This window comes from Aquamicrobium soli (assembly GCF_042646345.1).
In the GTDB taxonomy this organism is placed as follows: domain Bacteria; phylum Pseudomonadota; class Alphaproteobacteria; order Rhizobiales; family Rhizobiaceae; genus Mesorhizobium; species Mesorhizobium soli_A.
Genome location: NZ_JBHRTK010000031.1, coordinates 143,376 through 154,413 on the forward strand (window position 1 = coordinate 143,376; position 11,038 = coordinate 154,413).

The 11,038-nt window shown below is 66.3% G+C and carries 8 protein-coding genes and 1 tRNA gene; 5 read left to right on the forward strand and 4 right to left on the reverse strand.

The genetic code is table 11. From position 1 onward, the window contains the following. From glgC to bglA, 5 genes are all read left to right on the forward strand, one after another. The gene (glgC, locus tag ACFOHJ_RS22825) at positions 1-1,266 is read left to right on the forward strand and encodes a glucose-1-phosphate adenylyltransferase (protein WP_378225120.1); all 1,266 of its coding nucleotides are present in this window, start codon (positions 1-3) and stop codon (positions 1,264-1,266) included. A gap of 221 nt (positions 1,267-1,487) precedes the next feature. After that, a complete protein-coding gene (gene glgA, locus ACFOHJ_RS22830; RefSeq protein WP_378225122.1) occupies positions 1,488-2,939 on the forward strand; it encodes a glycogen synthase GlgA in 1,452 nt (483 codons plus the stop codon). After that, positions 2,936-4,564 (forward strand): alpha-D-glucose phosphate-specific phosphoglucomutase, encoded by a 1,629-nt coding sequence (locus ACFOHJ_RS22835; protein WP_378225124.1) that lies wholly within the window; start codon positions 2,936-2,938, stop codon positions 4,562-4,564. The genes glgA and ACFOHJ_RS22835 overlap by 4 nt, the downstream gene beginning before the upstream one ends. Positions 4,565-4,895: 331 nt before the next feature. After that, entirely contained in the window at positions 4,896-6,884 is a 1,989-nt protein-coding gene (gene glgX, locus ACFOHJ_RS22840) for a glycogen debranching protein GlgX (RefSeq protein WP_378225126.1), read from the forward strand. Then, positions 6,845-8,467: a beta-galactosidase BglA gene (gene bglA / locus ACFOHJ_RS22845; protein WP_378225128.1), complete on the forward strand. Its 1,623-nt coding sequence runs from the start codon at positions 6,845-6,847 to the stop codon at positions 8,465-8,467. The genes glgX and bglA overlap by 40 nt, the downstream gene beginning before the upstream one ends. 8 nt (positions 8,468-8,475) lie before the next feature. Here bglA and ACFOHJ_RS22850 read toward each other — a convergent pair whose 3' ends face one another. The 4 genes from ACFOHJ_RS22850 to ACFOHJ_RS22865 all read right to left on the reverse strand — a co-directional run bounded on the left by ACFOHJ_RS22850 (position 8,476) and on the right by ACFOHJ_RS22865 (position 10,863). After that, a complete protein-coding gene (locus ACFOHJ_RS22850; protein ID WP_378225130.1) occupies positions 8,476-9,558 on the reverse strand; it encodes a hypothetical protein in 1,083 nt (360 codons plus the stop codon). Positions 9,559-9,611: 53 nt separating this feature from the next. Beyond that, positions 9,612-10,208 carry a hypothetical protein gene (locus ACFOHJ_RS22855; RefSeq protein WP_378225131.1) on the reverse strand — a complete coding sequence of 199 codons (597 nt, stop codon included), beginning with the start codon at positions 10,206-10,208 and terminating at the stop codon, positions 9,612-9,614. Next, positions 10,208-10,651, reverse strand: coding sequence for a TadE/TadG family type IV pilus assembly protein (locus ACFOHJ_RS22860; RefSeq protein WP_378225133.1), 444 nt, complete (start codon positions 10,649-10,651; stop codon positions 10,208-10,210). Before ACFOHJ_RS22860 ends, ACFOHJ_RS22855 begins: the two co-directional genes overlap by 1 nt. A gap of 135 nt (positions 10,652-10,786) precedes the next feature. Beyond that, positions 10,787-10,863, reverse strand: a tRNA-Pro gene (locus ACFOHJ_RS22865). Positions 10,864-11,038: the final 175 nt, after the last annotated feature.

An 11,038-nucleotide genomic window follows, 5' to 3' on the forward strand; every position in this document is an offset into this window, starting at 1 on the left:
ATGGTGGAGACGAAACGGACCCAACCGCTGGCGCGCGATGCCATGGCCTATGTGCTGGCCGGTGGCCGTGGCAGCCGTCTCAAGGAACTGACCGACCGCCGCGCCAAGCCCGCCGTCTATTTCGGCGGCAAGACCCGCATCATCGACTTCGCGCTTTCCAATGCGCTGAACTCCGGCATCCGCCGCCTCGGCGTCGCCACCCAGTACAAGGCGCATTCGCTGATCCGCCACCTGCAGCGCGGCTGGAATTTCCTGCGGCCCGAGCGCAACGAAAGCTTCGATATCCTGCCGGCCTCGCAGCGCGTCTCGGAAACGCAGTGGTACGAGGGCACGGCCGATGCCGTCTACCAGAATATCGACATCATCGAGAGCTACGGCCCGGAATTCATGGTGATCCTGGCCGGCGACCACATCTACAAGATGGACTACGAGTTGATGCTGCGCCAGCACGTCGACGCCAATGCCGACGTGACGGTCGGCTGCCTCGAGGTGCCGCGCGTGGAGGCGACCGGCTTCGGCGTCATGCATGTCGACAAGAAGGACAACATCATCGCCTTCGTCGAGAAACCGGCCGACCCGCCCGGCATTCCCGACAAGCCGGATTTCGCGCTGGCCTCGATGGGCATCTACGTGTTCAGGACGAAATTCCTGATGGAACTGCTGCGCCAGGACGCCGCCGACCCCAATTCGAGCCGCGACTTCGGCAAGGACATCATCCCGGCCATCGTCAAGGGCGGCAAGGCGGTCGCGCATCGCTTCGCCAAGTCCTGCGTGCGCTCGACGCAGGAGGCGCTGCCCTACTGGCGCGACGTCGGCACCGTGGACGCCTATTGGGAGGCCAATATCGATCTCACCGACATCACGCCCGAGCTCGACCTCTATGACAGCGACTGGCCGATCTGGACCTATGCCGAACTGAAGCCGCCGGCCAAGTTCGTGCATGACGAGGACGGAAGGCGTGGCGAGGCGATCTCGTCGCTGGTCTCGGGCGATTGCATCATCTCCGGCGCCTCGCTGCGCCGCAGCCTGATCTTTACCGGCGCGCGCATCAATTCCTATTCGAAGCTGGAAGAAGTGGTGATGCTGCCCGACTGCACCGTCGGCCGCAACTCGCGGCTGAGCCGGGTGGTGCTCGACCATGGCGTGCGCATCCCGGAGGGGCTGGTGGTCGGCGAGGACCCGGAACTCGACGCCAAGCGCTTCCGCGTCTCGGAAAAAGGCATCTGCCTGATCACCCAGCCGATGATCGACAGGCTGGAGGCGTGAGCATTGGCTGAGATATCTACCCCCACCTCTGACCCCTCCCCACAAGGGGGAGGGGGATTTGCGCCCCGTTTTTATCTGCGAGGATCACCGGCAAGAAAATTGAATGCAGTGCCGGCCAGGTTCCCCTCCCCCTTGTGGGGAGGGGTCGGGGGTGGGGGTATGGCCGGCAAGCTAGAGGAAGGTGGGCCGCGACGCCCACCCATTAGATCCGGGTGCCGGCGATGAACGTCCTTTCCGTCACTCCGGAAATCTATCCGCTGATCAAGACCGGAGGGCTGGCCGATGTGGCGGGCGCGCTGCCGCTCGCGCTGGCCGGCAAGGGCGTCGCCATGCGCACGCTGATCCCCGGCTATCCGGCGGTGATGGACGCTTTCCGGAAGAAAAAGCCGGTTCTTTCCTATTCCGTGCTGCAAGGCGGCAAGGCCTCGGTACACGCAGTCAAGCTCGCCGGGCTCGATCTTTTCGTCCTCGATGCGCCGCATCTGTTCGATCGCCCCGGCGGTCCCTACGGTGATGCCACCGGAAGCGACTGGCAGGACAACTGGCGGCGCTTCGCGGCGCTCGGGCATGTCGGCGCCGACATCGCCGCTGGCGCGGTGGAAGGCTACCGCCCAGACATCGTGCATGCGCATGACTGGCAGTCGGCGATGACGCCGGCCTATATGCGCTATGGCGGGGCGGCGGCGACGCCGTCGCTGGTTACGGTCCACAACCTCGCCTTCCAGGGGCAGTTCGGCGCCGGTATCTTCGGCGACCTCGGCCTGCCGGCGCAGGCGATGGCGATCGACGGGGTGGAATATTACGGCGGCGTCGGCTTCCTGAAGGCCGGCTTGCAGGCGGCATCGGCGATCACGACGGTTTCGCCCACCTATGCGCAGGAAATCCGCACCCCGGAATTCGGCATGGGGCTGGACGGCCTGCTCAACCTGCGCGCCGGCGACCTTTTCGGCATCGTCAATGGCATCGACGTGGAGGTCTGGAACCCCGCTGCCGACGCGCATCTGGCCGCTCGCTATTCGGCGAAAACGTTGAAGGCGCGCAAGGCCAACAAGGCGGCGGTGGAAGAACGCTTTTCGCTGGCGCCCGGCGACGGCCCGATCGTCTGCGTCGTCAGCCGGCTGACCTGGCAAAAGGGCATGGACCTGCTCATTCCGGCGGTGGACGGGCTGGTGGCGTCGGGTATCCGGCTGGCCATTCTCGGCTCGGGCGATGCCGGGCTGGAAGGCGCGCTTCTGGCTGCCGCGGCCCGCCATCGCGGCCGCGTCGGCGTCGTCATCGGCTATGACGAGAGCCTGTCGCATTTGATGCAGGGCGGCGCCGACGCCATCGTCATCCCGTCGCGCTTCGAGCCGTGCGGGCTCACCCAGCTTTACGGCCTGCGCTATGGTTGCGTGCCGGTGGTGGCGCGCACCGGCGGCCTTGCCGACACCATCATCGACGCCAACGAGGCGGCATTGTCGGCGGGCGTCGCCACCGGTTTCCAGTTCGCTCCCAACGACACCGCGGCCCTCGTTCATGCCATGCGGCGTCTGGCCGAGGCCTATCAAGACCCCGTGATGTGGGCCGCTATTCAGCGCCAGGGCATGAAAGCCGATGTATCGTGGGATAAAAGCGCGCAGAAATACGTTGCGCTGTACGAAAAGCTTCTATCGGGAAAGGCCGCCGCCGCATGATCCGTACCGTTGCCACCACACCCTATGACGACCAGAAACCCGGCACCTCGGGCCTTCGCAAGAAGGTGCCGGTGTTCAGCCAGGAAAATTATGCCGAGAACTTCATCCAGTCGATCTTCGACGCGCTGGACGGATTCAAGGGCAAGACGCTGGTGCTGGGCGGCGACGGCCGCTACTACAACCGGGAGGTCATCCAGAAGGTGCTTTGCATCGCCGCCGCCAACGGCTTCGGCAAGGTGATGGTGGGGCAGGGCGGCATCCTGTCGACGCCCGCGGCCTCGCACCTCATCCGCAAGCACAAGGCCTTCGGCGGCATCATCCTTTCGGCCAGCCACAACCCAGGCGGCCCGAAGGAGGATTTCGGCATCAAGTACAATGCCGAGAACGGCGGCCCCGCACCTGAAAAGATCACCGACGCGATCTTCTCCAAGTCGAAGGCGATCAAGGAATACCGGATCGCGGATGCCCCGGCCGTCGACATCGACACGGTCAGCACCACCACGCTCGAAGGCATGACGGTCGAGGTCGTCGACCCGGTGAAAGACTATGCCGAGATGATGGAAGGGCTGTTTGATTTCAAGGCGTTGCGCAAGCTTTTTGAATCAGGGTTCCGCATGCGCTTCGACGCCATGCATGCTGTGACCGGGCCTTACGCCAAGGAGATTTTCGAAAACCGGCTGGGGGCTGCGGAAGGCACCTGCCGCAACTATCACCCGCTGCCGGATTTCGGCGGCCACCATCCCGACCCCAACCTCGTCCATGCCAAACACCTCTACGACGACGTGATGAGCGCTGCCGGGCCCGAGTTCGGCGCGGCCTCGGACGGGGACGGCGACCGCAACATGATCGTCGGCAAGGGCATGTTCGTCACGCCCTCCGACAGCCTCGCCATCATCGCCGCCAATGCGACGCTGGCGCCAGGCTATGCCAGGGGGATTGCCGGCATTGCCCGCTCGATGCCGACGAGTGCCGCCTCCGACCGCGTGGCCGAAAAACTCGGGGTCGGCATCTACGAGACGCCGACCGGCTGGAAGTTCTTCGGCAACCTGCTTGACGCCGGCAAGGTGACGCTGTGCGGCGAGGAAAGCTTTGGCACCGGCTCGAACCATGTGCGCGAGAAGGACGGCGTGTGGGCGGTGCTGTTCTGGCTCAACATCATCGCCGCGCGCGGCGAGGGCGTGAAGGAGATCGTCGAGAAGCACTGGGCGGCCTACGGGCGCAACTATTATTCGCGCCACGACTACGAGGAAGTGGAAAGCGCGAGGGCCAATGCGCTGATCGACGAACTGCGCGGCAAGCTCGGCTCGCTGCCCGGCACGACGGTGCGCGGGCTGACGGTCGAGAAGGCCGACGACTTTTCCTACCACGACCCGGTGGATCACTCGGTCAGCGAGCATCAGGGCGTACGGGTGCTGTTCAAGGGCGGATCGCGCGTGGTGTTCCGGCTTTCGGGCACCGGCACGTCCGGGGCGACGCTGCGCGTCTACATGGAGCGCTACGAACCCGACCCGAAAAAGCACGACATCGAGACACAGCAGGCACTGGCCGACCTGATCGCCGCCGCCGACGACATTGCCGGCATCCGCCGCCACACCGGCCGCGACAGGCCCAGCGTGATTACGTGAGGCTTTTTCCAGTGCCGGAGGGTGCAGGGGGCGTGCGCTTCATACCCCCACCCCTAGCCCCTCCCCACAAGGGGGAGGGGGACTTTGGTGGCTCGCTTTCGATCGTCGACCACTTTGCGGCAGTGCAATCGAATATGGTGCGACAGACCCCCACTCCGGCCCGCTTCGCGGACCGCCTCTCCCTCTCAAAAGGGAAGAGGAAAGCCGCCAGGCGTGCAGAAAGCCGTTCCTCTCCCCCGTCGATCGGGGGAGAGGTGGCGCGCGTAGCGCGACGGAGTGGGGGGCGACCCGTTTATGTGATCCCCCTCCCCCTTGGGAGGAGGGGCTAGGGGTGGGGGTAACCTCGCCGCTCGGCGCTGCCGTTTCCCCGGAAGGCATCCGCTTTGCCGTCTGGTCGGGGGCAGCGGAGCGCATTCAGTTGTGCCTGTTCGACGGCGAGCGTGAGACGGACCGGCTGGACCTTGCGCCGGAAGGCGAGGGCGTCCATGCGCTTTTCGTTCCGGGACTTGGCGCCGGCACCCGCTACGGCTACCGCGCCGATGGGGCCAATGCGCCCGAGCGCGGCCTGTGGATCGACCCGCAAAAACTGCTGGTCGACCCCTATGCGCTGGAGGTCGACCGTCCCTATGTGTACGACCCGCGCCTTGCCGCGCGGCGCGGCGAGGGCGGAGATACCGCGCCGCTGGTGCCGAAATCGGTGGCGGTCGCGCTCCCCGGGGCGGTCCCCGCCGCGCCGCCGCTGTTCCAGCCGGGTGGCTTGATCTACGAGATTGCCGTGCGCGCCTTTTCGATGCGCCATCCGGACGTGCCGGAGGGGGATCGAGGCACATTGGGGGCGCTCAAGCATCCGGCGGTCATCGGACACCTGAAAAAGCTCGGCGTCTCCGCTGTCGAGCTGATGCCGGTCACGGCCTGGATCGACGAGCGCCATTTGCCGCCGCTCGGTCTTGCCAACGCCTGGGGCTACAACCCGGTCACCTTCATGGCGCTCGACCCGCGCCTTGCGCCGGGCGGGCTGGCAGACCTGCGCGAAGCGGTGTCGGCCCTGCATGCGGCTGGCATCGGCGTGATCCTCGACCTCGTCTTCAACCATACCGGCGAGAGCGATGCGCTCGGCCCGACGCTGTCGCTGCGCGGGCTGGACGCCAACGCCTATTACCGGCATGCGGCCGATCGAACGCTGGTCAACGATACCGGCACCGGCAACACGCTCGCCTGCGACCGGCCGGCGATGCAGCGGCTCGTCCTCGACAGCCTGCGCCACTTCGTCCGCCATGCCGGCGTCGACGGCTTCCGCTTCGATCTCGCGCCGGTGCTGGGCCGTGGCGAGCACGGTTTCGACCCGCACGCGCCGCTCTTTCAGGCGCTCCGCTCCGACCCGCTGCTCGCCGACCGCGTCCTGATCGCCGAGCCGTGGGACATCGGCCTGGGCGGCTACCAGCTAGGCCGCTTTTCACCGCCTTTCCTCGAGTGGAACGACAGATACCGCGACGACGTGCGCCGCTTCTGGCGCGGCGATGCCGGCATGGTCGGCGCGCTGGCGACGCGGCTCGCCGGTTCGTCGGACATCTTTTCCGGCAGCACGTCGCGCACCGTCAATTTCATCGCCGCGCATGATGGCATGACGCTTCGCGACGTCACCGCCTATGCGCACAAGCGCAACGAGGCCAACGGCGAGGCAAACCGCGACGGCCACGACGAGAATTTTTCATGGGCCGACGGAGCGCCAGGCGACGTGCGCGCGCTGCTCGCCACGCTGTTTGCCTCGCGCGGCACGATCATGCTGACCGCCGGCGACGAGTTCGGCCGCACCCAGCACGGCAACAACAACGCCTATGCGCAGGACAACGAAATCACCTGGCTCGACTGGCAGGGGCGCGACCGCGCGCTGGAAGACCATGCCTGCGCGCTTTCGGCGCTGCGCCGTTCGCTGCCGGTCTTTGCAGGAACCGGTTTTCTTTACGGGCAGCCTTCGCCCCCGGACGGGATTGCGGATGTGGCGTGGCTGACGGAAGCCGGCCATCCCATGACCGAGGCCGACTGGCACGACGCCGCACGATGCCGCCTTGCCATGCTGCTCGATGCGGGCGACGGCGGGCGTCTTGCCGTTTTCGTCAACGGCGATCGCCGCGCCTGCGCCTTCGCGCTGCCGGCGCGCGACGGTTATCGCTGGCAGGCGGCCCTTGAACAGGACGCGGATCCGGCGCTACCGGTGCCCGGACGCAGCGTCAGGCTGATGCTGGAACGGGTGGACGATGCCGCCGCACAGGGACATGAAAAATGGCTGACGACAATTCCGACTGGTGGCGCGGCTGCGTGATCTACCAGATCTACCCGCGCTCATTCCAGGACACGACCGGCGACGGCATCGGCGATTTGCGCGGCGTCGTGCGCCGCCTCGGCCATGTCGCCGCGCTGGGGACGGATGCCGTCTGGCTGTCGCCGTTCTTCAAGTCGCCGATGGCCGACATGGGCTACGACGTGTCCGATTACTGCGCCGTCGATCCGCTGTTCGGAACGCTGGAGGATTTCGACGCGGTGGTGGCCGAGGCGCACCGGCTGGGGCTGAAGGTCATCATCGACCAGGTGCTGGCGCATACCTCCGACCGGCATCCGTGGTTCGTCGAAAGCCGGGCCAGCCGCGACAATGCCCGGGCGGACTGGTATGTGTGGGCCGAGCCTAGGCGGGACGGCACCGCGCCCAACAACTGGCTGTCGGTGTTCGGCGGTTCCGCCTGGGAGTGGGATTCTGTGCGCCGGCAGTATTACCTGCACAATTTCCTCACTTCGCAGCCCGCGCTTAACTACCACAACATGAACGTGCAGAACGCGGTGCTGGAGACGGTTCGTTTCTGGCTGGCGCGCGGCGTCGACGGCTTCCGGCTGGACACGGTGAACTACTACATCCAGGACCGTTTTCTGCGCGACAACCCGCCGCTGGCCGAAAGCGTCGCCGGAACGAATACGGACACCAACCCGTATAATTTCCAGGAGCACCTGTTCGACAAGTCGCGCCCTGAAAACATCGACTTCCTGAAACGCTTCCGCGCGCTGATCGACGAAAGTGGCGGCCATGCCGTGGTCGGCGAGATCGGCGACGAGAAGCGCTCGTTGCAGACGCTCGCGGCCTATACGTCGGGCAACGACAAGCTGAACATGAGCTACACGTTCGACATGCTCGGCCCGGGATTTTCCGCCGCGCATGTGCGCGCCTGCGTCGAGGCCTTCGAGGCCGCGGCGCCGGACGGCTGGGTCTGCTGGGCCTTTTCCAACCACGACGTCGCTCGCCACGTCACCCGCTGGACGCCGCCAGGGGGCGATCCCGACGTGGTCGCGAAGTTCGCAATCGAGCTTTTGTGCGCGCTGCGTGGCTCCATCAGCCTCTATCAGGGCGAGGAACTGGGGCTGGAGGAGGCAGAAATCGCCTTCGAGGACCTTCGCGATCCCTACGGCATCCGCTTCTGGCCGGGCTTCAAGGGCAGGGACGGCTGCCGCACGCCCATGGTTTGGGAGGCCGAGGCCCCAAACGACGGCTTCTCCGCCGGCAAACCGTGGCTGCCGGTGCCGCAAAGCCATCGGGCCATGGCGGTGGATGTCCAGCAGCGCGACGAGCGTTCCGTGCTCGCGCATTATCGGGCGATGCTGGCGCTGCGGCGTGCTCATCCGGCGCTGGTGTCCGGCTCCATTCGCTTCCTCGATGCAGAGGGCAACGTGCTGGCCTTTGTCCGCGAGGGCGGCGGCGAACGGCTGCTGTGCGCCTTCAATTTCGGCGATGAGCCGGCCAGATGGTCCGTGCCGGCCGATCTGGGAACGGTCGAGGCGCTGGCCGGTCATGGCACGGCGGTCGAGGGCAGGGCGCTGGCGCTGCCGGGGCTGCGCGGCTTCATCGGCCGGCTCGGCTGACCGCAGGGCTATTGCACGAGCACGGATTGGGTGCAGGTCGCGCCGTTGACCCGCACATCGGCATAGCCGACCCGCGCGCCCAGAAGCTTGAGCAGCGTATGAAGAAGGCCGTCAACCGGCTGGATGACGCCGTCCAGGGTCCTGGCCAGGCCCGCCGTGACGCCGGCCGGAACGGTGACCTTGAGGCCCGCCACATTGGCCTCCAGTTTCAGGCTGCCGAACAGCGACGAGGCGAGCGAACCGGCGAGGTCCTGGGTAGAGGCGCTTTTCACGACCCGATTGCCGATATCGCCGTAGCTGAAAGTCAGCGCGGTGGCGCGGCTGTCTTCGGCGGCCACGCGCGCCTGCCCGGACACCGAGACGAGGCCAAGCCCGAGAAGGGATACGTTGACGATCTTCGCCGGTGACAGGGCGGGCACCCGGCTGAAGTCGCTCATGGCCGCGGCGTCGATGTCGGCGATGCGCAGGTCGGCCACGCCGGGCGTCGTATCGACCGTCACCCGCAGGCTTTCCGGCCGGCCGGTGCTGCAGGAAACACCCGCGAGCTCGCCCTTGGCCTGCGCTACATCGACATAGATCGGTAGCGTCACGAGCTTGCCAAGCAGGCCGTCCACGCCGTTGATCTGGACGATCAGGCGGACGCGGATTTGCGCGGTGCGAACTACGCTGCCCTTGCCGCCGACCGTGAACCAGGGCGAGGACCGGGCGGTTTCGCCGATGGCGACGCCGAGGCTGGCCGAGGCGAGGCCGGGGATGGCCGCCCCGAGATTGACCGCGACCTGCCGGTCGCCATTGGCCAGCGCCGCCGCGGCCATCACCATTTCCAGGGCGTTTGCCGTCACGGCGGGGCTGCCGCCGCCCTGGCCGATGCCGAGGCGGCCGACCGGCCCGAGATCGATCAACTGGCTGAGCGCGATCCGGGCGGTGGTGGAAGCCTTGCCGGCAATGGCCTCGAGGCTGGCCTTATCGGTGCCGTTCAGCCCCGGCACGTTGGCCAGCGCGCGGACGACGTCGCCGACGGAGGCTTTCGAATCCAGGACTTCGTCATAGGTGCCGGCGGTGACGCCAAGCCGGGTGGCGAGCGCGCCCATGAAGGCCAGCGCGTCGATATCCAGCTTGGCCAGCGCCCGGTAGTCCGCGGCCTTCAGCGAAAGGCTGGTGCCGAGCAGGCCGCCGAGGATGGGGTTGAGGACAGGCGATCCGCCGTGTTTTCGTCCACCAGCCCGGAGCCGATGGAAAAGGCGGCCTGCGCCGAGGCGTTGGCGGTTGCCGTCGTGCCGATGAGGGGTGGCGCCATCAGGGCGCCGCCGAAATAGAGCGAGCCGATCTTGCGCATCGAGACCTGCACGGCGTCGAACGGTGGCGCGCCGCCCGCCGTGAAGCGCGTTCCCAGGGCCGCCGAGCGGTCGTAGTGGCCGGGAATGACCGAAACGAGCGTCGTGCCGGCATCGGGTTGGCTGGTCCCGGCGTTGTCGATATGCGCATTCGGCACGCCGTTGTCCTGCAGGGTCAGGAGAACGGCTGCCTCGGCCCTGTCGATATTGGCGGCGGCGGTGATGGCGGCGATGTCCGTCAGCGCCTGCGCCGAGCGACGCTCGTTGAAGAGCGAGCCCTGGTCGACGGCGACTGCACCGAGCGCGATGGCGAAGGGCGCGCTCAGCGCCGTCATCACCGCGAAGTTCGCCCGCTTATCGGCGAGTAATCGCCTGAAGGTCGTTCGGCTGCGGCGAGTGGACGACATCAGATGCCTCCGATTCGGATGGTCGAGCGAAAGGCGATGGTGGTGCCGGGAAGCGGCAGGTTGGGCAGCAGGTTCCAGATCGGCAGGTTGCGGGCGTCGTAGCTGACGGAGACGTCGAACTGGTTGCCGTCGCTGGCGCTGTCGGCGGCGTTGAAGGTCAGTTGGGCGAGATTGATGAAGGGATACTGGCCGGCGTTGTTGGCGATGAAGCGGGCGACGATGATCTGCCTTTCGCCGGCGGTCTGGCCGGAGATCGCGGTACGGGCCGCATCTGCCGCGATCTGCTGGACCGAATGGCTGGCCCCGAAATAGATGCCGTAGGCGATCATGCCGAACAGGAACAGCACGAAGATCGGCGCCAGCATGGCAAATTCGATCGCCGAGGTTCCGGACCGATTCGTCCAGAAGCGCCTTTGGCGGATGAGGTCGCGCGGCTTTGTCATGCCTGAAGCATGCCAGCGGCAACTGCAAGGCGATGCAAAAGCAAAAATAAACGTAGGGTTGTATTTGGTTGCAAAAAGCAACCGCCGGTCGGTGACAGGCGCTACACGCTGGGAGAAAAATCGGGATTTTTCGACTGGTCGGAGTGGCAGGATTTGAACCTGCGACCCCATCGTCCCGAACGATGTGCGCTACCAGGCTGCGCTACACTCCGTGACCAGTGGGCCGGCTTATATCCGGCGCATTTCGATCCTGCAAGCATCAAAGGAGGTAATCGCGCTGCAATTTATAGGCTTGAAGCATCCGCGCCGCGATCCTTAAGGTTTTCGTACGCAAAGGACGTTAGAAGGCTTGCGTCGGGAGGCTGTCATCCACCCTGCCGGGCTTTG